Raw genomic sequence first — 25135 nt, forward strand, 5'->3', positions numbered from 1 at the left:
TCAGGGCGTGCGGCTCAGCGCAGCGCCAGTTGCTGGTCGTTGAGGACCTTGCCGATGCGCTCGCGGCCATGCAGCGCCGACTCGTCTTTCAGGCGGTTGATCACCTGTTCGCTCCAGCCCGGCGTGTTCTGGCCCTGGGCCCGGCTGAACGCGGCGGCGAGTGCTTCGTAGTCGCCGATCAGGCGTTGTTCCTGGGCCGCATCGACCTGGTAGGTTTCGTGGTGCAGCGTCACCGCCTGCGGCAGTCGCGGCTTGATGGCGCTGTCGGTGGCGGCGTAGCCCACGCACAGGCCGAACACCGGATAGACCAGCGGCGGCAATTCCAGCTCGTCCACCACTGCTTGCAGGTCGTTGCGCAGCGCGCCGATGTAGACGGTGCCGAGGCCTAGCGCTTCGGCGGCGACCACCGCGTTTTGCGCCGCCAGCGCGGCATCGACGCTGCCCACCAACAGGCTGTCGAGATAGGACGGTGCGCGCAGTTCGGTGTAGTGCTGCGAGGCGATACGCTGGGCGCGGGAGAAATCCGCCAGCCAGATCAGGAACAGCGGCGCCTGTTCGATATGCCGCTGGTTGTTGGCGAGCCTGGCCAGGCGTGCGCGGCGTGCCGGGTCACGAACCTCGATGACGCTCCAGGCCTGCAAATTGGACGAGGTGGCCGCCGACTGGGCGGCGGCGATCAGGGTTTCCAGGGTGCCGTCGGGCAGGGCGCGGTCGCTGTAGCTGCGCACGCTGCGGTGATTGAGCAGGTGATCGATCACCGGGTTGTTCAGGGCGTTGGCGGCATGCTGCTCGCCGTAGCGTTGTTGCAGGAGGTCGGTGGTGGCGGCGTTGGACATGGCAGGCGTTCTTCATCACGGGAAGGGATGGCGAACACGGTAGGGGCAAGCGGCCTGCTTGTGAAATATCCGTTGGTGCTTTGTTAATAACAAGGCGCATATTTTTTAGCGATGAATATGCGTGAAGGGCATTTCTACTGGATGATTTTCAGCCCGTCCTGGCGCGGCCCGCTGAAGATCTTCATGTAGCGGATGGTGACGTTGGCGTGCTCGCGCATGATCGCTTCGGCGCGGGCGCTCTGCCCGGCCAGCAGGGCGTCGACGATCATGTGGTGCTGCATGTTGGCGAAGTTGAAGCGGCGGAATTCCTGGTCGAGGTTGTTGCGGTCCACGGCAATCGAACTGACCGAGGCGAACGGCAGGTGCTCGTTGCGCGACAAGGCTTCAGCCACCGCCGTATTGCCGCTGGCCTCGATGATGGTCTGGTGGAAGCGCTTGTTGATGTCGTGGTAGGCCGCCAGGTCGTCCTCGGTGACATGGCCTTTGTCGAACAGCCGGTCGGCCTGTTCCAGGCATTCCAGCAACACCGCGCGGGCGGCTTTCGACAGACCGCTTTCCGCCGCCTGGCGCGCCGCCAGACCTTCAAGCACCGCGCGCACTTCCACCGCGTCGGACAGCGTCTGCGCGGTGACCTGCTTGACCGCGAACCCCCGCGCGCCTTGGCGTACCAGCAAGCCCTCCTGCTCCAGCGCGCGGAACGCCATGCGCACCGGCATCCGCGAGACTTCCAGCAATTCGGCGGTAGGAATCTCGGCGATCCGCTCGCCGGGGGCGAAGCGCCCGTCGAGGATCATCCTGCGAAGCAGGTTCAATACACGCTGTCCAGATCCACTCACGGGCGACTCCACGGGCCAAAGGCTTTCCAGCGCGGGACTTTACCCGCTTTGCGCGCGGCTGCGAAGGGAGGTCCGCGGCAAATGCCGTGCGATTATCGAACTGTTATTGGATCCAGTAACGGCTGTTTTGTTGTGTTTTATCCGCCGAATATTCAATCTCTGGATCCATCACAACAACAAAACGAGCCACACCCATGCATCCGAAGAACGCCTGGTACGTCGCCTGCACGCCTGATGAAATCGCCACCAAGCCGTTGGGGCGCAAGATCTGCAACGAGAACATGGTGTTTTACCGTGGCCACCAACAGCAGGTGGCGGCGGTGGAAGACTTCTGCCCCCATCGCGGCGCGCCGCTGTCGCTGGGTTTTGTCCGCGACGGCAAGCTGGTCTGCGGTTATCACGGCCTGGTCATGGACTGCAACGGCAAGACCGCCGCCATGCCCTGCCAGCGGGTGCAGGGCTTTCCGGCCATTCGCAGCTTTCCGGTGCAGGAGCGCCACGGTTTTATCTGGGTCTGGCCGGGTGATCCGGGGCTGGCTGATACCGCGCTGATTCCTCACCTGCACTGGGCCGAAAGCCCCGAGTGGGCCTATGGCGGCGGGCTGTACCACATCGCCTGCGACTACCGGCTGATGATCGACAACCTGATGGACCTCACCCACGAGACCTACGTGCATGCGTCGAGCATCGGCCAGAAGGAAATCGACGAAGCCCCGGTGACCACCCGCGTCGAAGGCGACACGGTGGTGACCAGCCGCTTCATGGAGAACATCCTGCCGCCGCCGTTCTGGCAGGCGGCGCTGCGCGGCAACGGCCTGGCCGATGACGTGCCGGTGGACCGCTGGCAGATCTGCCGTTTCAGCCCGCCCAGCCATGTGCTGATCGAAGTCGGCGTCGCCCATGCCGGCAGCGGTGGCTACGATGCCCCGGCCGCGCTCAAGGCCGGCAGCATCGTGGTCGATTTCATCACCCCCGAGAGCGACACCTCGATCTGGTACTTCTGGGGCATGGCGCGCAACTTCAAGGCCGATGATCCGGCCCTCACCGAAACCATCCGCGTCGGCCAGGGCAAGATCTTCGCCGAAGACCTGGAGATGCTCGAGCGCCAGCAGCGCAACCTGCTGGAGTACCCGCAGCGCGCGTTGCTCAAACTCAATATCGACGCCGGCGGGGTGCAGTCGCGGCGCATCATCGAACGGATCATCGCCGCCGAGCAGGCGACGGCGGCGCCGGTGATTGCCCGGAGTGCGTCGTGATGGACGTGCAGATCAAGGCGATGCGCCTGGTCGCCCGCGACATCCTCAGCCTGGAACTGGCCAGCATCAGTGGCGCCGAGCTGCCGGCGTTTGACGCCGGTGCGCATATCGACGTGCACTTGCCCAACGGCCTGGTCCGTCAGTACTCGCTGTGGAACAGCCCGCACGAACGTAACCGCTACTGCATCGGCGTGCTACGTGACCCCGCGTCCCGTGGTGGTTCCAGCGCGGTGCACCAGTTGCTCAAAGTCGGCCAGGTGATCACGGTCGGCGAGCCGCGCAACCTGTTCCCGTTGCAGCCGGCAAAGCGCTCGATCTTGTTTGCCGGTGGTATCGGCATCACGCCGATCCTGGCCATGGCCCAGAGCCTGGCGCGGCAGGGCGGCGACTTTGTGTTGCACTATTGCGCCCGCTCGCCGGACAGCGCGGCGTTCGTCGAGCGGCTGCGGGCTATGCCGTTCGCCGCGCAGGTGCAACTGCACTTCGATGACGGCGCGGCGGCACAGCGATTGAATCTGCAGACTGTGCTGGAAGCGGAGCCCGGCGACAGCCAGTTGTATGTCTGCGGCCCGGGCGGCTTCATGGAACATGTGCTGTCCGGCGCGCGGGCGGCGGGCTGGTATGAGGCGCGGCTGCACCGCGAGTATTTCGGCGCCGCGCCGGTGGTCAAGGGCGAGGATGACGCCTTCGAGGTGCGCATCCACAGCACCGGGCAAGTGTTTGCGGTGCCTGCGGACCAGTCGATCACCCGCGTGCTGGACGAGGCCGGGATTATCATCCCGGTGGCATGCGAGCAAGGCATCTGCGGCACCTGCCTGACCCGCGTGCTCGACGGCGAGCCGGACCACCGCGACCAGTTCCTCACCGCCGAGGAACGGGCGCGTAACGACCAGTTCACGCCGTGCTGTTCACGCGCCAGAAGTGGCTGCCTGGTGCTTGATCTGTAATGCCCGCCGAACACATCTGACAGCCGACGCGGATGAACCTGTAGGAGCGGCTAAAGCCGCTCCTACAGACTTGCGCATCACCACGGCATTTGCCTGCAAAGCTTTTTCATGCCCAGCGATAACAATTTTCATAATTTGCCTGCCGGCCCAACTGACGCATTATCGGGTCAAGCCAATAACAAATGATCGCTTCGGCGATCGACAATGAGCGGCCAACTGATTCGCTCTCCGGCAGGTGTCGAACTTCGCGGCAATCCCACGACCGCATGCACAAGAACGATCGCGCACCCGCCTTACTGCCCTTTTAAGACTGTCGTGTTGCAACCGTGTCGGGGTCATGAAACCCGCGAACGCCGCCGGCGTGCGCACGGGATTTCACACCGGCCCCCGGCATTAATCTTGAGCGTAGGGAGGGTGTTTCAATGTCTTTGAATTTGCGTGCGTGCATCGTCGCAGCGGTAGCGTTGCTGGCGGGAAACCAGGCCATGGCGGCGTCCGACCGGCTGACCATCATTTCCTTCGGCGGCGCCACCAAGGCGGCGCAGGACCAGGCCTATTTCAAACCGTTCGAGCAGAGCGGGGCGGGCAAGGTGGTGGCCGGCGACTACAACGGCGAGCTGTCCAAGGTCAAAGCCATGGTCAGCGTCGGGCAGATTTCCTGGGACATCGTCGAGGTGGAAAGCCCGGAACTGCTGCGCGGTTGCGAGGAAGGGCTGTTCGAGCGGCTCGATCCGGCCCTGTTGGGTAGCAGCGACAATTACATCGCCAATACCGTCAGCGAATGCGGCGTCGCCAGCTACGTGTGGTCGATGGTGCTGGCCTACAACGCGACCAAGCTCGACACCCCGCCGGCGTCCTGGGCGGACTTCTGGGACGTGCAGCGCTTCCCCGGAAAACGCGGCCTGCGCAAGGGCGCCAAATACACCCTGGAAGCCGCGCTCCTGGCCGACGGTGTCGCCCGCGACGATCTCTATAAAGTCCTCTCTACCCCCGCCGGCGTGGCCCGCGCCTTCGCCAAGCTCGATCAGCTCAAGCCCTACATCCAGTGGTGGGAAGCCGGCGCCCAGCCGCCGCAATGGCTGGCAGCCAATGACGTGGTGATGTCCGCCGCCTACAACGGCCGCATCGCCGTGGCGCAGAAAGAGGGCACCAACCTCGGCATCGTCTGGAACGGCGGGCTGTATGACCCGGACCACTGGGCCATCGTCCGCGGCTCGCCGAACAAGGCCCTGGCCGAGCGCTTCATCGTCTTCGCCAGCCAGGCCGACAACCAGAAAACCTTCTCGATGAACATCCCTTATGGCCCGGTGAACAAACAGACGGTGTCGCACCTGCCGGAGGCCATTCAGACCCAGTTGCCGACCGCGCCGGCCAATATGGACAAAGGCCTGCTGGTGGACTCGACCTTCTGGGTGGATCACGGCGAGGAGCTTGAAGAGCGTTTCAACGCCTGGGCCGCCCGTTAAGCACCGGGCAGCTTCATCGCCTTGAGGAAGTTGCCCAGGCCCGGCGGAATCTCCAGCCCCTGGCGGGTGATGCAATGGAACGCCGAGGCGTAAGACAGCCGCTGCGGCAGGATCGCCCGCAGCCGGCCCTGGTCCACCCATTGCCGGGCGTAATGGGTCGGCAAGTAGCCGATGTAGGTGCCGGAAAACACCAGCAGGGCGATGGCTTCCATGGAGAAGGCGCTGATCATGTTGCTGAAACGCAGCTCGTAAGGGCGACGGTTTTCCGCGACGTAGCCGCGGTCGACGTAGTCGGCGCTGCTGATTTCCTCGATGCCCAGGCTGTCGTCGGCGCGGTTGAAGAACGGGTGTTCGCGGCTGCAATAAAGGTTCTGTTCTTCTTCGAACAGGTCGCGGTAATCCAGCCCCGACAGCCGATGGTGGAAGGCGCCGATGGCGAGGTGCAGGCGCTCTTCCAGCACCGCCTGTTCCAGCTCGTCCGGGCGCATCACGTGCAATTGCAGGCGCACCCGCGCGTTGTCCGGGCGAAACCGGGCGATGGCGGCGGGCAGCGGGCTGTCGGGCATGCTCGCGAGGCTGTCGACGGTGCCGATGCGCAGGTGCTCCTGGGTGCGGCCGTTGACTTCGACGGTCGTCTGCCGGAAGCGCTCGATGTCGGCGAACAGTTCCTGGGCCGCGCTGTAGGTGGCCAGGCCCTCGTCGGTAAGTTGGAAGCCGGCTTTGCCGCGCTTGCACAGCGAGTAGCCGACGCGGATTTCCAGGTCGCGGACCACCACGCTGAGGCGCGGCAGGCTCATGTTCAGCCTGACCTGGGCGGCGGTGAAGCCGCCCGCCTCAACGATGGTGCAGAAGGTGCGCAGCATGCGCAGGTCGATGTCGTTCAGGTTTCCCAGCATGGCTGCCTCGTCACTGTCGGATTGCACTGGCGGCGCCGGGCAGCCTTGCCGCGACGCCTCAGCCGTTCATCACACCACCACCGTTGACCCCGAGCACCTGGCCGGTGGTGAAACTGGCCTGCGCCGAGGCCAGGAAGGCCACGGTCGCGGCAATTTCCTCGGCCGTGCCCAGGCGCTGCAAGGGGTAGCGCGCGGATTCCTCGCGAATGTAGTCCGGCCCGAGCCGTTCCACCATCGGCGTCAGCGTGCCGCCCGGCGCCACCGCGTTGACCCGCACGCCGTGCGCCGCCAGCTCCCTCGCCAGGGCCTTGGTGAAGGCGATGATGCCACCCTTTGCCGCCGAGTAATGGCAAAGATTGGCGCAACCGAGCTGGCCGAGGTCGGAGGCGATATTGACGATGGCGCCGCTGCCTTGCCGGGTCATCAGCCGCGCCGCCTGCTGGGCGAAGAGAAAGCTGCCATAGAGGTGGACGCGGATCATCTGGTCCCACTGTTCGAAGGTCATCTCGGTGATTGGCGCTTCGTTGAGGATGCCGGCGTTGTTGACCAGTACGTCCAGGCGCTCAAGGCCGCTGAACGCGTTGCGCGCCGTCTCCGGCGCCGAGACATCGCCGAGCACCACCCGCGTTTCGACACCGGCCGCTTGCAGGTGCGTCACCAGCGCGGCCAGCGCCGGGCTGTCGCCGAGGTCATTGAGCAGCGCGAGGTCACCCTGTTCAGCCAGGGCCAGGACAACCGCTCGGCCGATGCCGTTGGCGGCACCGGTTACCAGAAAAGTCTTCATGCGTGAGGCTCCGGATCAGTAAGGGTGGTTTTCCAGCCATTGCGCGTAGGTGGCAAGGCCGTCGCTCAGCAGGTAGGCGGGGCGGTAGCCGAGTTGCCGGCGGGCGGCGCCGATATCGAACTGGGCGTTGTCGTCGAGAACGTCGATGCCGCCTGCGCCGATGTTGATTCGCGCGGCGGGATAGAGCCGGCGCACGCGCTCGGCGACATCGGCATAACGCTCCTGCTCGCCAGCGGTGACGTTGAACACGCGCTGTTCGAGCTGGCTGTCGTCGACCGTCATCGCCAGCAGGCAAGCGGCTGCGACATCGCTGACATGCACGTATTGCAGGCGGTAGTCACCGCCCGTGATCTCCTGCAGCGGCTCGCCATCGATGGCCGCGCGCAGCAGGCTTTTCAGGTAGCACTGCATGAACTGGCCGGGGCCGTAGATCCAGCCCGGACGCAGCGACACCACGCTGACGCCGTAGAGGTCGCTGTAGACCTGGCCGAGTTTTTCGGTGAAGACCTTGGTGCAGCCGTAAGGCGTGGTCGGGTTCAGCGGCGCCGATTCGTCGATCACGCCCATGTCCTGGTTGTGCCCGTAGGCGCACTCGGAACTGAGGTTGACCACCCGGGGAATGCCGAACAGCCGCGCCATCTCCAGCACATGGGTGGTGCCCAGGGCGTTGGTCAGTACGGTCTGCAGCGGAATGTCGCGGGAGTCCACCGGGTGGGAGATCGCCGCGGTGTGGATGATTGCGTCGAAGCGCGTGGCGTTGCCGGTGTCGATCAGGTTGGCGAGCTCCACCAGGTCGCCCTGGTGGAATGGATGGTCGGGTGCCTCGCGCGGGGCACTGCGGTCGAAACCGCTGATGCTGTGGCCTTGCTCCAGCAACTGGCGCACCACTTCCTGGCCGAGAAACCCGTTGCTGCCGGTGACGAGAACGTGCATGGCGTTGCCTCTCAATAAGGGTAAAGGGGAAGGTCGAGTGCGCCGCTGCGCCACTGGCCGTGGACGTCGTCCGGTGTGCACCACCAGGCGTCGTCGAAGCCTTTGATGTACTCGATCAGCCGTTCCAGCATGAGCATTCGCGAGGGCCGGCCGATCAGTTGCGGGTGCATGGTCAACATGAAATGCCCGCCGTAGGCGCGCATGCCGTCGACTTCGGCGCGCCACAGCTCGAAGACCTTGTCCGGCGTCTCGATCACGCCGCCCATGGCCGGCTCGGCGGAATAGGCGAACTGCTCCCAGTCATCCAGCACCCAGCTCACCGGCAGTTCCAGCAACTGGCCAGGCTCGCCGCCCACCAGATAAGGACGGTCGTCGCCCATCAGGCTGCTGTCGCTCTTGAAGCCAAGCTCCACCAGCGCCTCGACCACATCCGGGGTGATTTCCCAGGTCGGTGCGCGGTAGTGGCTCACTTCGCGGCCGATGGTGCGTTCCAGCAAGCGCTTGCTGTCTTCGAGGATTTGCCGGTTTTGCGCGGGCGTCTGTTGGTCGGTGCGCTCGTGGAAGTAACCGTGGCAGCCGATGCCGTGACCGGCATCGGCGATGCCGCGCACCACGTTGGGGTCCATCTCGGCCACCCGCGCGGGGATGTAGAACTGCGCGCGGATATCGTGACGGGCGAGCAGTTCGAGAATGCGCGGCACCCCCACGCGGCGGCAGTAGGCGCCCATCGACAGCAGGGTCAGGCGCCGCCCATCGAGGCTGGAGGTATCCCAGGCGGTTTCGGCGTCGAGGTCGAAACTCAGGGTGACGGCGAAGCGTTTGCGATCGGGCCACATGATCATGGGGAAACAATCCTCGTCGAAGGCGTCCGGCGACGCAGGCGGTTGTAGAGCAGCACGGCGGCGCCGCTGGCGATGATCACCGCGCCGCAATACCAGACGTGATAGAGGTAGGCCGGGTCGGCGGGCTGGGTGCCGGCGGTCCAGGCGATGTAGAGCAGGGTCAGCAGGGCCAGGGCCGGCAGGGCGGACATCAGCACGGCGCGGCTGAAGGCCTGTTCGCGGAACACGGCGCGGATGAACGAGAGCAGCAGGGTGGCGTAGGAAATCATCATGGTGATCGACACCACGTCGTAGTACCACTGCAGCTCGCTGACCGGTTTCGCCCAGACCATCGCCAGCCCGCACAGGGTGCCGATGATGGTCAGCCGCGCCGGCACCTGGCGCCGATTGAGGCGTTCCAGCGGCGCCGGCAGATCACCTTCGCGGCTCATCCGGTAACCGGCGCGGACCCCGGCATTCAGCGAGATGTTCAGGCAGTTGCAGGCCGAGGTGATGATCACCAGTACCGGCAGCCACAGCAGCCATTCCGGCAGGTACAGCCGGGCGATGCTGCCGATCGCCTGGGCGCTGTCGGCGAACAGACCGGCCAGGGTGCTGGCGGGCACCGCCATCTTCCAGCCGATCGCGGCGATCGAATAGATCACCAGCATCGCCGTCAGCGTGAGCAGGAACGAGCGCTGGATGGTGCGCACCGGGGTGCGGGCTTCCTCGATGAAATTGATCGAGGAATCGAACTGGGCAAGCATCCACATGCCGAACAGCATGCCCGGGCCGATGGCCGTCCAGAAGCTGTCCAGGGAGGTCGGCAGGTAGGAACTGAGAATGCCCACGTCCGGCACCTTTGGATCGATGATCCCGGCCAGGCCGAGGCCCAGCAGCACCGTCAACTCCAGCGCCAGCAGGCACACGGCAACCTTGGCCGTGGCCTCAACACCGCGCAGGTTGAGCACCATGAACACCAGCAAGAGGACGCTGGCGACCACTTGGCCGGTGGCCGGCGAACTGTCCAGCCCCAACAGGTTCTGCGCGTACTGCGCCCCGACCAGCGCGCACATGGCGGTGACGCTGAAACACATGATCACGTAGGTCCAGCCGAGGATGGTCGCGGCGCCCGGGTGCAGGTAGCGTTTGCTGAACACAAACACGCCGCCTGCCGCCGGGGCGCGGCGGACCAGGTAGATCAGGCTGAAGGCGATGACCATCATCGGGAAGAAATACGCCACCAGGATCGACAGCGGCGCCAGCTCGCCGGACAGGGTATAGAGCAGCGGCATGGACGACACCCCCACCCACGCCGGGCCGTTGAACGCCAGGGTGTTGGCGCAGACATTGAGGGTGCCGAGGCGGCCCTTGGACAGGGTGGTGTCGATTTCGCGCACGTCGCCGTGGCGGTCGTAACCGATGAATTCGCTGAATCGCATGATGGCTTCTCCTGGGTTCAGCGGCGTTCGGCCAGCGCGTCGGCGAGGATGCACAGCAGCTCGAACATCATGGTCGCGCCCACCAGCGCGGTGGCGCCGCCGAAGTCGAACGGCGGCGAGACTTCCACCACATCGGCGCCCACCAGGTTCAGGCCGCGCAGGCCACGGATCAGGTGCTGGGCGTCCAGGGTGGTCATGCCACCGATTTCCGGGGTGCCGGTGCCGGGGGCGAAAGCCGGGTCGAGCACATCCACATCGAAGGTGATGTAGGTCGGTTCGTCGCCCACCACCCGACGCACCTCGGCCAGGGTGCCGGCCACGCCGAGGTCGTTGAACTCCTCCATATGAATCACCCGGATCCCGCATTCCTCGGCGAAGGCTTCATCCTCGGCGGAATAGATCGAGCCGCGGATACCGATCTGCACGGTACGGCGCGGGTCCAGCAGACCCTCTTCGATCGCCCGCCGAAACGGCGTGCCGTGGGTGTAGGGGTTGTTGCCGAAGTAACGGTCGTTGGTGTCCGAGTGCGCATCGAAATGCACCATGCCGATCGGCCGATGACGGGCCAGCGCGCGAAAGATCGGCAGCGTCACCAGATGGTCGCCGCCCACCGACAACGGCACCACGCCTGCCTGATGCAGCTTGCTGAAAAAGCCCTCGATCTGCTTCAACGAATCCAGCAGGTCGATCGGATTGACCGGCGCATCGCCCAGGTCGCCGACCCGCACCAAGTCATAGGGCGCGATCCGGCTCACATGGTGCACCTTGCGCATCAGGCTCGACATATTGCGCACCTCCCGCGGCCCGTGCCGGGCGCCGGCCCGGTTGGTGGTGCCGCCATCCCAGGGCACGCCGACCAGACCAATGCGCACCTGCGCCGGGTCCTCGAACGCCGGCAGGCGCATGAACGTCGGGATTCCGGCAAAGCGTGGGACCACGGCTGCATCGATCGGTTGAGGATTATCAGTACTCATCGCAAGTCTCCGCATCGGCCGCAGGGAAGGGCCGACATCGTCAGGGTTGTCGTTCGGGAGGGCAGTGGGAAAAGACAGCGCGCGGGGTAATGCCAGTCAGTTAAACCTCTTGGGGCGCTTCGCGAGCAAGCTCGCTCCTACAAAAACGACGCGCCTGTAGGAGCGAGCTTGCTCGCGAAGGGCCGCAATTGATTTGACTGACAGGCATTAGCGCGGGGCGGCCTGTCAGCAAGCCGCGCTTATGGAACGCGGTCTCGGCGAGAGCAGTGCATGGCATCGGACCTTGTTGTTGTTCTTGGATTGCCTGGCGCCAGAGTAAGAACAGACGAGGCGGGGATAAATCCCGGATTGCGCAAGTTGGGTTTTGGAAAAGGGGAAGTGTGGGGCGCCGCCGCGATAGCAAGCCCCGGAGGGGGCTTGCAACGACACGGACGCTGGGCCGAGCCGCCAATCGCAATCTGTTCAGAACCCCGCCCCTGTGCCAATCTGACACAAATTCTTACCCCGCCCGCCGGGGTAACCTGGAATGACCACAGGGGCAGCATGAAAAAAGTGAAGCTGGATCGCATCAACCGGGCGATCCTGGAAAACCTGCAGAACAACGCACGCATCAGCAACCTGGAGCTGGCGGAGAAGGTCAACCTGTCGCCCAGCGCTTGTCTGCAACGGACAAAGGCGCTGGAAGATGCCGGTTACATCCGGGCCTACATGGCCTCCATCGACCTCGACGCCATTTGCATCAATGTCATGGCCTACGTGATGTTCAGCCTGCGCGACCACGCCGGGCACCTGCGTGTGCAGTTCGAGCGGTTCGTCGCCAAGCGCCGCGAGCTGGTGGACTGCCTGAAGGTCGATGGCGAGTACGACTACATCGCGCTGGCGACCTGTTCCACCGTGGCGGATTTCAACACCCTCTGCGAGCAACTGTTGGACGAGAACCCCAACATCCTCAAGATCAGCAGCAACATCATCCTCGACAAGACCAAGTGGTTTGCCGGCTACCCGCTGGAGAACCTGATCTGGCGCGAGTGAGTTCGCTGCGCCTGCACAATCTGCGCTAAACCCGCGCATATCCCGCAGCAACTGCCGTCCACGGGCGGCAACTCGACCTTTTGCATTGTCGCGGCTACGGACAATAGCGGTCTTTTCCCAAAGGAGAACCGCGATGTCCGCCTCTGTGTTCGTCACCCTGGAAACCGCCCTCGGGGCCTTTACCGTCGAGTTGTTCGCTGAGTGTGCGCCGCTCTCCGTGGCGAACTTCCTGGCCTATGTGGACAGTGGGCGCTACGACGGCAGCAGCATTTTCCGCATCGTCAACCCGGACAACCAGCAGGCCGAGGATCCGGTGCGAATCAGCGTGATCCATGGCGGCACGCGGCCGCTGGCGGCGGACAACCTGCCGATGATCGCCCTGGAAACCACCGTGCAGACGGGTTTGAGCCACCGTCACGGCACGTTGTCGCTGGGGCGGGAGGCTGCTGACAGCGCCGAGGGCGACTTCTTCGTGTGCATCGGCGATCAGCCGCATTTCGATCACGGCGGCGCGCGTCATCCCGATGGGCTGGGCTTCGCCGCGTTCGGCCAGGTGTGCGCAGGGATGGACGTGGTGGCGGCGATCTGGGCGAGCGCGGGGGCGCGGGAATATCTCGCGGCCGACGAGGAAATCGCCATTCTTCGGGCGTTCCGCCAGACGCGGAGCTTGTGATGGAGCGCCTTGAGCTGTTGCGCGGCGACTTGGCCCGGCGGCGTATCGACGCCTTTCTGGTGCCGCGCAGCGATGCGTTCCTCAATGAAGACCTGGCCCCCGCCGATGAGCGTCTGCACTGGTTGAGCGGTTTTACCGGCAGCGTCGGGCTGGCGGTGGTTACTGCTTCCGCGGCGGCGCTGCTGGTGGACGGTCGCTACACCCGCCAGGCGCGAGAGGAATGTGGCAAGCACTTCGAGGTGATTGCGCTGGACGATGGCGAGCTGTTTGCCTGGTTGCGCGGACAATTGGCGGCGGGGGCGCGCGTCGCGTGTGATGCGCGCTTGCACAGCATCGACGAATGCACGCGCTGGCAGGCGCTGGCACGGCAGGCCGGCTTGCACTGGCAGGAACTGACGGAAAACCCCGTGGAGGCGTGCTGGCGTTATCGGCCCGCAGCGCCCGACAGCCCGGTGGTCGCCTGGGCGCTTGAACACGCGGGGATGACCGCCGAGGCCAAGCTGGAGCGGTTGGCGGTCGCCCTTCGCGAGGCCGGTTGCGACGCTTTGTGGCTGCCGGCGCCGGACATGCTGGCCTGGCTGCTCAACGTCCGTGGACAGGACATCGCCATCGCGCCGCTGCCGTTCAGTTGCGGCGTGCTTGACGCCGAGGGTCGGCTGGAATGGTTCATCGAGCCCGAGCGCCTGCAACTGCCGGACAACGGTTTGCCGGCGACGGTGAGTGTGCAGTCGCCGGACAGTCTGTACCCGGCCATTGCCCGGCGCGCCGGGCAAAAGCTGTGGATCGACCGGCAATCCTGCACCGCCGCCGTGTACCGCCAGTTCCAGCAGGCGGACTGCGTTCTTCATGAGGCGCCGAACCCGCTGTTGCTCCAGCGCGCCTGCAAGCAGCCCGCCGAACTGCGCGGCATGCGCGAGGCGCACCGCATCGATGGCGTGGCGCTGTGCCGGTTTCTCTATGAGTTCCACTGCCGTTGCGAGCGTTTTCGCGGGCAGAGCGAGCTGTCGGTGGTGGAATCGCTGGAGCGCTGGCGCTCATTGCATGCCGACTACCGTGGCGTGAGCTTCGACACCATTGCCGCCGCCGGCGCCAATGGCGCGCTGCCGCATTACCTGCCGAAGCCGGGGAGGGCGGCGAAGCTGGCCTGGGGCGAACTGCTGCTGATCGATTCCGGTGGCCAGTACCTGCAGGGCACTACTGACGTGACGCGGGTGCTGGCGTGCAGTCCGCCCAGCGGTCGGCAATGCTTTCTCTACACCACGGTGTTGAAGGCGCATATTGCCTTGGCCAGTTGCCGCTTTCCCGCCGGCACCAGCGGCCAGCGCCTGGACAGCGTGGCGCGCCAGGCGTTGTGGCGCGAGGGCCTGGATTATGCCCATGGCACCGGACATGGGGTCGGCAGTTATCTCCATGTTCACGAAGGCCCGCAGCGCATCGCGCCCCACGCCAGCGACGTGGCCTTGCAGGTCGGCATGGTCACCTCGATCGAGCCCGGGGTTTATCTGGACGGTGAGTTGGGCATCCGCATCGAAAACCTCTACGAGGTGGTCGAGTGCGAGGCGCATCCGGGATTCCTGGCGTTCCGGGTGCTGACCCTGGCGCCGCTGGCCGTCGAGCTGGTCGATCGCGCCATGCTCACGCAGGCCGAGGCGCAGTGGCTGGACGACTATCACCGCCAGGTCCATGCCAGCCTGAGCCCGTTGCTGGAGCCCGAGGTCGGCGCCTGGCTGGCGCGGCAGACCGGCGTGAACAATTTGCCGTTTGAGGGCCGATAACCGCCGATTGTTTTTCCACGGCCCGGCAAAAGCGCAGTTAGCGCGCCGCCGGGCTGGCAACATGTTTCCTGCGTTCGCGAGCGCCTGACACAATTCCAATAATCGGTTCATCCCGTACTCGGGAGAGAACCACAGCCGGTCTAGAGGCGAGCATGAGCAGCAATGAAGAAGTGATTCCCGAGGGCTACGATCGACGGCCCGTCCCCCAGTCCGAAACCGTCTCCGGGGTCGGGCTGGCGCTGATTACCCTGGGCATCGGCATGACCCTGCCGGTGTTCTGGCTGGGCGCGGACGTGACCCAGAAAGTCGGCTTTTCCGCCGCGCTGGCGGTGTTCATCGGTGTGTGCGGGCTGCTCGGGGTGCTCTGCGCGCTGACGGCGCTGGTGGGCGTGCGGACTCGCCTGAGCACCTACATGGTGTTGCAGTTTTCCTTCGGTCGCCACGGCGCCAAGCTGATCAACCTGACCATGGCGGTGACCCTGCTGGGCTTCTACGCCGCCACCGCGGATATCTTCGGCAGCACGGTGGCCAGCGCACTGCAAAGCGCCTGGGGCATTGTCACGCCGGCCTGGTTGCACTGCGTCTGGGGCAGCGTGCTGATGACGCTGATGGCCATTTATGGCTTGCGCGGCCTGGACCGGCTGTCGATCTGGTCGGTGCCGCTGATGGCGGCGTTCATGTTGTTCGCCTTGTACCTGGGCCTGCAGCGTACCGCGCCGGGGCAACTGACGGGCTTCGCCGGCGCGGGCGACAGCCTGGCACTGGTGATCGCCAGCACCATCGGCATGGTGATCCTGACCCCGGTGCTGATGCCCGACTTCACCCGCTATGCGCGCACAGAAAAGGACGCGCTGATCGCCATTCTCGGCATGGCCCTGGGCTTTCCGTTCGTGCTGAGCGTCGGCGGGGTGCTGTCGATCATCACCGGCCAGTCGGAAATCATGCTGGTCATGGCGGCCCTCGGCGTGCTGCTGCCGGCCCTCGCGGTACTGGTGTTCTCCACCTGGATCACCAACACCGCCAACCTGTATTCGGCGACCCTGACCCTGGCCACGGTCAACCGCGCCGCGAGCTGGAAGCTCACCCTGGCCGGCAGCCTGGTGGCGACGGCGCTGGCGGTGGGCGGCTTCATGAGTCACTTCCTCGATTTCATCATGACCCTGAGCATCGTCATTCCACCGCTGGCGAGCATCTACGTGGCCGACTTCTTCGTGGTGCGCCGGCAGCGTTATGACCTCGATGAGCTGGCCCGTTCGAAAGCCTTCGGCTGGCCGGCGCTGGCGAGCTGGGCGCTGGCCAGCGGGATCGCCTGGATGACCTCGTTCGAGGGCTGGACCTTGACCTCGCAACCCACCGTGGATTCGCTGCTGGTGGCGCTGCTCGCCTACCTGCTGCTGTACCGCTTCGCTCCCGTGAACCTGGCGCCGGCCTCGCACCCGAGCCGCTGACACCCGACCTGCAAGCGTGCTGATTCCGGGGATTTTTCCCCGGCGGGCGAAGCCATGCCCGCGAGATACCCATAACAACGTTTAGCGGCCTGATTCGACCTTTTTTCTGCCAACCCAACGCCAATAACAACCTCAAGAAGTTCAGGAGCAGATCCTTTGAAACGCATTTCCTTCGTCTTGCTGAGCACCCTCGGATGTGCCGGCCTGGCCCATGCCGACATCTCCAGCACCCTGGCCCTGACCAGCGAATACCAGACCCGCGGCATCGGCTACTCCGGCAACAAACCCGCCTTGAGCCTGAGCCTGGACTGGACCGGCGACAGCGGCGCCTTCGTTGGCTCCTGGGCGTCGAGCACCGACAGTTTCAAGAGCGGCGATCCCTACGATGACGGCGCCAAAATCGAATGGGATTTCTACGGTGGCTACAACGGCCAACTGGAGAACGGCCTGCGCTATGGGGTGATCGGCTACTACTACTCGTTCCCCTCGACGAACTACAACATCAACTACACCGAGGTCGGCGCCAGCCTCGGCTACGGCAATTTCAACAGCTATTTCTACTACACCCCCGACCTGATCAGCTCGTCCCGCGCCTCGCGCTACCTCGCCGCCGACTACACCTTCAACCTGCCGCTGGACGTGAACCTGACCTTCCTCGCCGGGCACGCCTATGGCGATTACTACCGCCGCCGCGACGAGACTGGCGGCCACGAATACACCACCTGGGAAGTCGCTCTCAAGCGCAGTTTCGGCCCCATCGACACCAAGCTGAGCTGGGTCGACACCGACCTGTCCGGGCGCTTCTACAACGACGGTGAATACCTGCGCAACGACGGCCGCCTGATCTTCGCGGTTTCCCACACATTCTGAGAACAGCCCCGGCGGCCCGTGGGCTGCCGGCTTTTGCAGCACTGCCGGAGGACTTATGACAATCCGTGTGGCTACCGATATCGGTGGCACCTTCACTGACCTGGTGTACCTGCAGGACGGCGTGATCAACGCCGTCAAGGCCGACACCACCGCGCCGCAGTTCGAACAGGGCCTGCTCGATGCGGTGGCCAAGAGCGGGGTGGACTACCGCGACATCAGTTTCTTCGCCCACGGCTCCACCGTGGTGATCAACACCCTGACCGAGCGCAAGGGCGTCAAGACCGCGCTCATCACCACCCGCGGTTTCCGTGATGTGCTGGAGATCGCCCGCGGCAATACCCCGGACATTTTCAACACCCGTTACCAGAAGCCGCCGCCCTTCGTGCCGCGCCACCTGCGCCTCGAAGTCAGCGAGCGCCTCAACCATCACGGCGACGTGCTCACGCCGCTGGACCTCGATCCGCTGCCGGCCATGCTCGACCGCCTGCGCGAGGAGGGCGTCGAGGCCATCGCCATTTGTCTCCTGCACGCCTACTGCAACCCGAAACACGAGCAGCAACTGATGGCCGCGGTGCAGGCGCACTGGCCGCAGGTGGCCGTGATCGCTTCGCACCAGGTCAGCCGCGCGCTGCGTGAATACGAGCGAACCAACACCACCGTGCTCTCGGCCTATGTGATGCCGGCCACCCGCGACTACCTCGACAACCTGTCCCGGCACCTCGGCGAGCGCGGCCTGCAGCCCGAGCCGTTCATCATGAAATCCAACGGCGGTATCTCGCCGGTCCGCGCCGCGCGCCAGGACCCGATCAGCCTGGTGGAATCCGGTCCGGTCGGCGGCATGCTCGGCGCCCAGGCCTATGGCGAGTTGATTGGCGAGCGCCAATTGCTGGCGCTGGACATCGGTGGCACCACGGCCAAGTGCTCGTTGATCCACCAGGGCAAGGTGGAGATCAGCAATGACTACGTGATCGAGAAAGACGCGGTCAGCGCCGGCTACCCGATCATGACCCCGGTGGTCGACATCGTTGAAATCGGCAATGGCGGCGGTAGCCAGGCCTGGATCGACGCCGCCGGCAGCCTACGGGTCGGCCCGCAAAGCGCCGGTTCGCGGCCCGGCCCGGTGGCTTACGGCCGTGGCGGCCAGGCGCCGACCACCACCGACGCCAACCTCTACACCGGACGGATCAACCCGGACGACTTCGCCGGCGGCCATATCACCCCCGACCTCGACGCCGTGGAGCGGGCCTTCGCCCGGCTGGGCGAGCAGATCGGCGTGTCGCCGGGCCTGCTGGCCCATGGCGTGCTGCAGATCGCCAACGCCAACATGGTCAACGCGCTGAAGCTGATTTCCGTCAACCGTGGTCACGATCCCCGCGACTTTGCGCTGATGGCCTTCGGCGGCGGCGGCGCGCTGCATGCCTGCGCCCTCGCCACCGAACTGGGCATTCCGAAGGTGATCATCCCGCCGTTCGCCGGGGTGTTCTCGGCCTGGGGCATGCTGATGCTCGACGCCCGCCGCGACTATATCCAGACCTACCTGCAAGGCCTCGACGAAGCCCGCCTGGCCGGCCTCGCCGACGCCTTCGAACGCCTTCAGGGCGAGGCCGTGGCCGAGTTCGGCAAAGATGGCATGGCCCGCGACACCCTGCGTTTCGAATGGCATATCGACGCCCGCTACAGCGGCCAGGAACACACGGTCAAGGTGATGCTCGACGGCCTTGAACTGGAGGCGATCCTCGAACGCTTCCACACCCAACACGAACAGGCCTACACCTTCCGCCTCGACCTGCCGATCGAAGTGGTCAACCTGCACCTGGTGGCGTTCGGCGCGGTGCCGAAGTCGCCGATGAACCCCATTGGCCGCACCGACGAGCCGTCGGCCGCCGTGGCGCTGTTCGGTCATCGCCGCGTCGAGCTCGAGCCGGGGCAACCGCTGGAGACGCCGCTGTATCGGCGCTCGGCTTTGCTCCACGGCATGCGCATCGACGGCCCGGCAATCATCGAAGAAGCCACCACCACCACCGTGATGGGCCCGGCCGAGCGGCTGGAAGTCGATGCCTACGGCGGTCTTCACATCCACATCAACGTCCAGGAGCTGGCGCCATGAGCACGGCCAATCCGTTCACCCGCGAAATCATCAAGAACGCCCTGGTGGCCATTGGCGAAGAAATGTTCCTCGCGCTCAAGCGCACCAGCATGAGCCCGATCATCTACGAGGCGCTGGACTACGGCATCGGCCTGACCGACGCTCGCGGCCAGTTGATCTCTCAGGGCAACGGCATCCCCGGTTTCATCGGCACCCTCGATGGCGCCGTGCGCAGCGTGCTCGACAAATTCCCGCTGACCGAGATCCGTCCCGGCGACATGTTCATCACCAACGACCCGTATGCCGGTGGCGGCACGCACCTGTCGGATGTGTCGATGATCATGCCGGTGTTCCACGAAGGCCGCCTGCTGGCCTGGACCGCGAACAAGGCGCACTGGACCGAAGTCGGCGGCAAGGACCCCGGCAGCTTCAGCGCCGACGCCTCGGAGATCTACCAGGAGGGCCTGCAGTTTCCCACCGTGCGCATCTACGATCAGGGCCGCATCAACCAGGCGCTGGTGGACATCATCGCCGCCAACGTGCGCCTGCCGCAGATGACCCTCGGCGACCTGCACGCCTGCGCCGCCGCCTTGCGGGTGGGCGAACGGCGCCTGTTGTCCATCGTCGGCAAGTACGGCGAAACCACCACGCTGGAGGCCATCGAACGCCTGCTTGAACACGGCGAATCCATGGTGCTGGCGGCATTCGAGGGCTTGCCCAAGGGCGTGTTCCATGCCGAGGACGTGATCGACGAAGATGGCTTGGGCAATGGGCCGTTCACCGTGAAAGTGCGGGTCGAGATTGGCGAAGGGCGCTTCGTCGCCGACTTCACCGGTTCCAGCCTGCAAGCCCAGGGGCCGATCAACAACACCCTGTGCGGCTTGCAGTCGGCGGTACGCGAAGTGTTCATGGGCGTCGTGCGCCCCGGCATCCCGGCCAATGCCGGCTGCTTCCGGCCCATCGAAGTGATCTGCCCGCCGGGGACCATCTGCACCGCGCAGCGCCCGGCGCCGGTGTCGGCGTACTTCGAATCCATGGTCACCGCCGCCGACGTGGTGCGCCGCGCGCTGGCCCTGGCGCTGCCGGACCGGCTGATCGCCGGACAGCTCGGCTCGGTGTGCTCGATGGTGCTGAACGGCCGCGATTCACACACCAACGAGGAATACCTGCTGGTGCAGCCGCTGGTGGGTGGTTGGGGCGCGGGTAACGACAAGGACGGCGAGAGCGGCCAGTTCTGCGTGGGCAATGGCGAAACCAGCAACATCCCGGTGGAACTGACCGAGCGCTGCTACGAAGTGCTGGTGGAGCACTACGGTTTCCACGACCAGGACGGCGGCGCCGGGCGCCACACCGGCGGGCGCGGCGTGCGGCTGGACTACCGGATCCTCTCGCGCAAAGCCTGGATCTCGACCTTCTTCGGCCGCGGCATCACCCCGCCGTGGGGGATCGATGGCGGGGGCGAGGGATCGTGCAACTTCGCCGAAATCATCCGCACAGACGGCCAGAACCAGCGCTTCAGCCGCGCCAACCGCGTGCCGCTGGAACAGGGTGATCTGCTGCGGCTGGTGACCGCCAATGGCGGCGGTTGGGGGCCGGCGGCGGAACGCAGCGTCGAGGCGATCCGCGCGGATATTCGGGCGGGGTATATCTCGCTGGAGCAGGCGTGGCGGGATTATCCGGGGCAGATGGCGGTGCTGGCCGGATGAGTTAAGGGGGCCCGGCTGGAGGCGGGTCATGCCGTCAGACCTTCCGCGCCCATGAGATCCAGCGCCGCCCGCGCGGCGCTCGATCTTGAGCGCGCAGAAAAGCGCCCTTCCAGTATTTGGTCGTCACTACCCGGTTTCCTGACAGGCGCCTCATGGCCTTCATACCGTCATGCGCTGTTGCGAAATCTTTCGCAAACAAATAATAATAATGAAATCAATTCCCATTTGAGACGTCCGCCATGTCGGCCGATTCACCCGCCCTGAGCGCCGCCGTCGGCGTGCTCTACGTTGAACACAGTTCCTGGCTGCGCGGCTGGCTGCACAAGCGCATGGGCAGCCACAGCGATGCGGCCGACCTGGTGCAGGACACTTTCGTCAAAGTGATCAAGGCGCGTACCGCGCTGGATATCCTCGAACCCCGGCATTACCTGACCACCGTAGCCAAGGGCCTGATGATCGATCAGTTCCGCCGCCGCTCGCTGGAGCAGGCCTACCTGGAAACCCTGGCCAGCCTGCCCACCGGCCAGGTGCCCAGTTCCGAGGCGCAGGCGATCCTGTTCGAGACGCTGGTGGCGCTGGATCGGATTCTGTCCGGGCTGGGGGCCAAAGTGCGCCAGGTGTTCATCCTGTCCCAAGTCGACGGCCTGGCCTACGCGCAGATCTCGCGACAATTGGGGATTTCCCTGCGCTCGGTGAACAACTACATGGCCAAGGCCATGGAGCATGTCTGCCTGATGCAATGGGAGGCCGACGAGTGAGCGCGCCGACACCCGCCCAGCGCGAAGCCATCCGCGATGCTGCCCGTTGGTACGTGCAACTGTCATCGGGCAGCACCAGTGCCGAACAACAGGCGCAGTGGCAGCGCTGGCACGACAGCGATCCCCTCCATCAACTGGCCTGGCAACGCATGCAAGCGGTAAGCAGTGATTTCGCGGGCCTGCCGCGCCGGCTGGCGTCGTCGACCTTGCTGGGCGCCGGCCAGGCCCGGCGGCAAGTGCTGTACGGTCTGGCACTGTTGCTCGGCGGCGGGGTGTTCGCCTCGCTGGGCTGGCGCAGCGACACGCGTCGCGAATGGATGGCCGACCAGCGCAGCGCCGTGGGCGAGCGTCGAACCGTGCCACTGGCGGACGGCAGCCGCCTGCTGCTCGACACCGACAGCGCCGTGGACGTGCAATTCGACGGGCAGCAACGCCGGCTGGTATTGCGCCGCGGGCAGATTCTGGTGGAGACCGCCAGCGATGCCGCGGCGCGACCGTTCATGGTCGACACCCGCCACGGTCGGGTGTTGGCCCTTGGCACTCGCTTCACCGTCAGCGTCGATGAGCGCGGCAGTGAAGTGGCGGTGTTGGACAAGGCCGTGCAGGTGTCGGCCGCGAGCGCCCGGCAGGTGCGCCTGGAAGCCGGTCAGCGTGTGGTGTTCAGCCCGGCGGGCATCGGCGCGGTACGCGATAACGATGCCTCGGTCGCCGCCTGGCAGGACGGCAGCCTGATCGCCATCGACCAGCCGCTGGGCGAACTGCTCGCCCAGTTGTCCCGCTATCGCCCCGGCATCCTGCACTGCGACCCGGCGGTGGCAGGCATGAAGATTTCCGGCGCCTTCCCGGTGACCGACACCGACCTCGCGTTGACCGCATTGCAAAGCGCCTTCCCGCTGACCGTACAGCGCCGCACCCGCTACTGGGTCACGGTAATGCCACGCGGCTGAAACCCCGCGGCAAAAAATATTTTGCGCGGGCGTGCACTTTTGCCCGCGCTCAATCGGCTCTGTTCCCCATCTGCTAACTGAGTGTTTTTGGGGAAGGAAACATGCGTGTGAAACATCGACCACAGACGGCCCTGGCCCTGGCGATCCACCTGGCATTGGGCGGCGTGCTCGCGCTGCCGGCGGTCGCGCTCGCCGAGCAGGCGGGCAGCGTGCAGACCCGCGCCTACGATATCGCGCCGGGTCCGCTGACCGAGGCCCTGAGCCGCTTCGCCAGTGTTTCCGGTGTGGTGTTGTCATTCGATGGCGCCAGCACCCAGGGTCGCCGTTCGCCGGGGCTGCGCGGTGAGCACAGCATCGCCAGCGGCTTCGCCAGCCTGTTGGCCGGCAGCGGTTTGCAGGCCGTGCGCCAGAACAGCGGCGTCTACCTGCTGGTGGCCGGCGGTCGTGGCGACGGCTCAATTGAACTGGGGGCGACCAGCATCACCGGACAGGCCCTCGGCACCACCACCGAGAACACCGGTTCCTACACCACCGGCGCGGTGACCATCGGCAAGAGCGAGCACAAGCTCAAGGACATCCCGCAGACTGTCAGCGTCATGACCCGCCAGCGCATGGACGACCAGAACATCACCAACCTGCCGGACCTGTTCGCCAATGCCCCCGGCATGGTCTTCTCGAAAAGTCCGGGCACCGGTGGCTTCATTTCCTCCCGTGGTTTCGAAATCGAAGCGATGCAGTACGACGGCGTGCCGCTGACCCGCGGCGTCTATGCCTTGGGTAGCTACCTCAACGAATCCACCGCCTTCTATGACCGGGTGGAAATCATCCGTGGCGGCGCGGCGTTGTTGCAGGGGGCCAACAGCCCCGGCGGTGCGGTCAACTTCGTGCGCAAGCGCGGCCAGGCCAAACCGACCGTGACCCTCACCGGCCAGGCCGGATCCTGGGATCACTACGCCAGCCAGGTGGATGTCGGCGGCCCGCTGAACGAGGCGGGCACCGTGCGCGGGCGGGCGGTGGTCGACTACGACACCAGCGGCTCGTTCATCGACTACGTCAACAGTTGGGACCAGAAGGTCTATGCGGCCCTCGATGTCGACCTGTCAGAAGACACCACCTTCGGCATCGGCGTGAGCAACCGCACCTCCCACTTCCGGCCAATGGTCGCCGGCCTGCCACGCTACCGTGATGGCGGTGATATCGAGCTGTCGCGCTCGACCTACACCGGCTCCGACTGGAACCGCGGCATGATCGAGCAAAGCGCGCTGTATGCCGATCTCGAACACCGTTTCAACGATCACTGGAGGCTCAAGGCCGCGGCCACCGCGATCAATGAGCACAACAAAATGACCTACGCCTATACCGTGGCCTTCCAGGATGGCCAGGGCGGTGTGCTGCCCGACGGTAGTGCGTTGAGCAACTGGCAGTACGCGACCGACTTCGAATCGCAGAACCGCGGTGCCGACATCTTCGTCAGCGGTGACTACAACGGCTTCGGGTTCGACCAGGAAGTCGTGCTCGGCGCCAACTATTCCAGGCTCACCAGCGACGACACCATGGCCCGGGTCATCAGCGCCGGGGCGAACATCTTCAACCTCGACAACCACTTGCCCTGGCAGGATTACGACAGCCTGGCGGCCGCCGGCACGCGGACCGACAGCAACTACGAAATCGTCCAGAAAGGCATCTACGGCACCTGGCGCGTCAAGCTGGCCGATCCACTGACCCTAGTGCTGGGTGGGCGCACCAGTTGGTATTCCTACGACTACAGCGCCAAAATCTACAACCGCAACGTCTTCAGTTACGACACCAGCAGCCCCAAGGCCAACAACGGCGTGGTCACGCCCTATGCCGGCCTGATCTATGCGTTGAACCCCGAGTGGTCGGCGTATGCCAGCTATGCCGACGTGTTCATTCCGCAGAGTGCGCTGGGAATGGGCGGCTCCACCCTGGAGCCGATCACCGGCAGCAACTACGAGTTGGGCCTCAAGGGCGAGTTGCTCGAGGGCCGGCTCAATACTGCCATCGCACTGTTCCGCTACGACAACGAAAACCGCGCCGTGACCATCCCCAACACCACCGGCCAGTGCAACGGCTCGAGCTGCTCGGAAGCGTCCGGCAAGGTCCGCAGCCAGGGCCTCGAAGCGGAAATCAGCGGTGAAGTGCTGGCCGGTCTGCAAGCCAGTGCCAGCTACACCTACAACACCACCAAGTTCCTTGAAGACGCCACCTACCAGGACAAAGTCTTCAGCACCTGGACGCCCAAGCACACGGTGCGCCTGTGGGCCGACTACACCTTGCCGGACGCCTACAAGCAGTTCAGCGTCGGCGGCGGGGTCAACACCCAAAGCAGCACCATCAGCAACGACCGCAAGTTCGACCAGCCAGGCTTCTCGGTGTGGAGCGCCCGCCTGGGCTACAAGGTCAACGACGAAATCGCCCTGGCCCTCAACCTCAACAACCTGTTCGACAAGGTTTATTACCTCCCGGCCTACAGCCAGTTGAACGCCAACAACTACTACGGCGACCCGCGTAATTTCATGGTCACCGTGAAGTACACACCGCAGTTCTGACGAGGGTGCCGGGGGGGGGGGCGCCTTCGGGCGCGCCGGTTTCCTCGAGCGCTTCACCATGAACAAGATCGTCTCAGAT

21 protein-coding genes are annotated in these 25135 nt (G+C 65.1%); 13 read left to right on the top strand and 8 right to left on the bottom strand.

Going from position 1 to position 25135, the window contains the following annotated elements; all coding sequences use genetic code 11:
* Nucleotides 1-14 precede the first annotated feature (14 nt).
* Together CKW37_RS16390 and CKW37_RS16395 are read right to left on the bottom strand one after the other, a co-directional pair.
* Nucleotides 15-836, bottom strand: a complete 822-nt coding sequence (locus CKW37_RS16390; protein ID WP_095156744.1) for an NADPH-dependent oxidoreductase — start codon at nucleotides 834-836, stop codon at nucleotides 15-17.
* 134 nt (nucleotides 837-970) lie between these two features.
* Nucleotides 971-1672, bottom strand: a complete 702-nt coding sequence (locus CKW37_RS16395; RefSeq protein ID WP_095156745.1) for a GntR family transcriptional regulator — start codon at nucleotides 1670-1672, stop codon at nucleotides 971-973.
* 194 nt (nucleotides 1673-1866) lie between these two features.
* On the opposite strand from CKW37_RS16395, the gene CKW37_RS16400 reads away from it, so the two are divergent.
* The 3 genes from CKW37_RS16400 (at nucleotide 1867) to CKW37_RS16410 (ending at nucleotide 5341) form a co-directional block, all read left to right on the top strand.
* Nucleotides 1867-2928, top strand: a complete 1062-nt coding sequence (locus CKW37_RS16400) for an aromatic ring-hydroxylating dioxygenase subunit alpha (RefSeq protein ID WP_095156746.1) — start codon at nucleotides 1867-1869, stop codon at nucleotides 2926-2928.
* On the top strand, nucleotides 2925-3875 hold the full coding sequence (locus CKW37_RS16405) for a PDR/VanB family oxidoreductase (RefSeq protein ID WP_095156747.1): 951 nt from the start codon (nucleotides 2925-2927) through the stop codon (nucleotides 3873-3875). The genes CKW37_RS16400 and CKW37_RS16405 overlap by 4 nt, the downstream gene beginning before the upstream one ends.
* Nucleotides 3876-4297: 422 nt before the next feature.
* A complete protein-coding gene (locus tag CKW37_RS16410; protein ID WP_095156748.1) occupies nucleotides 4298-5341 on the top strand; it encodes an ABC transporter substrate-binding protein in 1044 nt (347 codons plus the stop codon).
* Here CKW37_RS16410 and CKW37_RS16415 read toward each other — a convergent pair.
* Genes CKW37_RS16415 through speB form a run of 6 tightly spaced genes read right to left on the bottom strand, consistent with a single transcriptional unit; the run spans nucleotide 5338 to nucleotide 11191 of the window.
* Nucleotides 5338-6237 carry a LysR family transcriptional regulator gene (locus CKW37_RS16415; RefSeq protein WP_095156749.1) on the bottom strand — a complete coding sequence of 300 codons (900 nt, stop codon included), beginning with the start codon at nucleotides 6235-6237 and terminating at the stop codon, nucleotides 5338-5340. The two genes, CKW37_RS16410 and CKW37_RS16415, sit on opposite strands and share 4 nt — an antisense overlap.
* Nucleotides 6238-6295: 58 nt before the next feature.
* Nucleotides 6296-7021 carry an SDR family oxidoreductase gene (locus CKW37_RS16420; protein WP_095156750.1) on the bottom strand — a complete coding sequence of 242 codons (726 nt, stop codon included), beginning with the start codon at nucleotides 7019-7021 and terminating at the stop codon, nucleotides 6296-6298.
* A gap of 15 nt (nucleotides 7022-7036) precedes the next feature.
* A complete protein-coding gene (locus tag CKW37_RS16425) occupies nucleotides 7037-7954 on the bottom strand; it encodes an NAD(P)-dependent oxidoreductase (RefSeq protein ID WP_095156751.1) in 918 nt (305 codons plus the stop codon).
* 11 nt (nucleotides 7955-7965) lie between these two features.
* Nucleotides 7966-8796 carry a polysaccharide deacetylase gene (locus CKW37_RS16430; RefSeq protein WP_095156752.1) on the bottom strand — a complete coding sequence of 277 codons (831 nt, stop codon included), beginning with the start codon at nucleotides 8794-8796 and terminating at the stop codon, nucleotides 7966-7968.
* Nucleotides 8793-10217, bottom strand: a complete 1425-nt coding sequence (locus tag CKW37_RS16435; protein ID WP_095156753.1) for an APC family permease — start codon at nucleotides 10215-10217, stop codon at nucleotides 8793-8795. The genes CKW37_RS16430 and CKW37_RS16435 overlap by 4 nt, the downstream gene beginning before the upstream one ends.
* A gap of 17 nt (nucleotides 10218-10234) precedes the next feature.
* Entirely contained in the window at nucleotides 10235-11191 is a 957-nt protein-coding gene (speB, locus tag CKW37_RS16440; protein ID WP_095156754.1) for an agmatinase, read from the bottom strand.
* Between the two features lie 543 nt (nucleotides 11192-11734).
* On the opposite strand from speB, the gene CKW37_RS16445 reads away from it, so the two are divergent.
* From CKW37_RS16445 to CKW37_RS16490, 10 genes are all read left to right on the top strand, one after another.
* Nucleotides 11735-12223: an Lrp/AsnC family transcriptional regulator gene (locus tag CKW37_RS16445; RefSeq protein ID WP_095156755.1), complete on the top strand. Its 489-nt coding sequence runs from the start codon at nucleotides 11735-11737 to the stop codon at nucleotides 12221-12223.
* A 133-nt stretch (nucleotides 12224-12356) separates the two neighbouring features.
* The gene (locus CKW37_RS16450) at nucleotides 12357-12896 is read left to right on the top strand and encodes a peptidylprolyl isomerase (protein ID WP_095156756.1); all 540 of its coding nucleotides are present in this window, start codon (nucleotides 12357-12359) and stop codon (nucleotides 12894-12896) included.
* Nucleotides 12896-14671: an aminopeptidase P family protein gene (locus CKW37_RS16455; RefSeq protein WP_095156757.1), complete on the top strand. Its 1776-nt coding sequence runs from the start codon at nucleotides 12896-12898 to the stop codon at nucleotides 14669-14671. Before CKW37_RS16450 ends, CKW37_RS16455 begins: the two co-directional genes overlap by 1 nt.
* Nucleotides 14672-14823: 152 nt before the next feature.
* Nucleotides 14824-16119, top strand: coding sequence for a cytosine permease (locus CKW37_RS16460; protein ID WP_095156758.1), 1296 nt, complete (start codon nucleotides 14824-14826; stop codon nucleotides 16117-16119).
* 156 nt (nucleotides 16120-16275) lie between these two features.
* Nucleotides 16276-16989 carry a TorF family putative porin gene (locus CKW37_RS16465; RefSeq protein ID WP_159985264.1) on the top strand — a complete coding sequence of 238 codons (714 nt, stop codon included), beginning with the start codon at nucleotides 16276-16278 and terminating at the stop codon, nucleotides 16987-16989.
* A gap of 55 nt (nucleotides 16990-17044) precedes the next feature.
* On the top strand, nucleotides 17045-19096 hold the full coding sequence (locus tag CKW37_RS16470) for a hydantoinase/oxoprolinase family protein (RefSeq protein WP_095156760.1): 2052 nt from the start codon (nucleotides 17045-17047) through the stop codon (nucleotides 19094-19096).
* A complete protein-coding gene (locus CKW37_RS16475; protein WP_095156761.1) occupies nucleotides 19093-20781 on the top strand; it encodes a hydantoinase B/oxoprolinase family protein in 1689 nt (562 codons plus the stop codon). The genes CKW37_RS16470 and CKW37_RS16475 overlap by 4 nt, the downstream gene beginning before the upstream one ends.
* A gap of 239 nt (nucleotides 20782-21020) precedes the next feature.
* The gene (locus CKW37_RS16480) at nucleotides 21021-21539 is read left to right on the top strand and encodes a sigma-70 family RNA polymerase sigma factor (RefSeq protein WP_095156762.1); all 519 of its coding nucleotides are present in this window, start codon (nucleotides 21021-21023) and stop codon (nucleotides 21537-21539) included.
* Complete coding sequence (locus CKW37_RS16485) at nucleotides 21536-22486, top strand: FecR domain-containing protein (RefSeq protein ID WP_256587785.1); 951 nt, start codon at nucleotides 21536-21538, stop codon at nucleotides 22484-22486. The genes CKW37_RS16480 and CKW37_RS16485 overlap by 4 nt, the downstream gene beginning before the upstream one ends.
* Before the next feature lie 101 nt (nucleotides 22487-22587).
* Nucleotides 22588-25056 carry a TonB-dependent siderophore receptor gene (locus tag CKW37_RS16490; RefSeq protein ID WP_095156764.1) on the top strand — a complete coding sequence of 823 codons (2469 nt, stop codon included), beginning with the start codon at nucleotides 22588-22590 and terminating at the stop codon, nucleotides 25054-25056.
* Nucleotides 25057-25135 lie beyond the last annotated feature (79 nt).

The sequence above is a fragment of the Pseudomonas sp. Irchel 3E13 genome (genome assembly GCF_900187455.1).
Lineage (GTDB): Bacteria > Pseudomonadota > Gammaproteobacteria > Pseudomonadales > Pseudomonadaceae > Aquipseudomonas.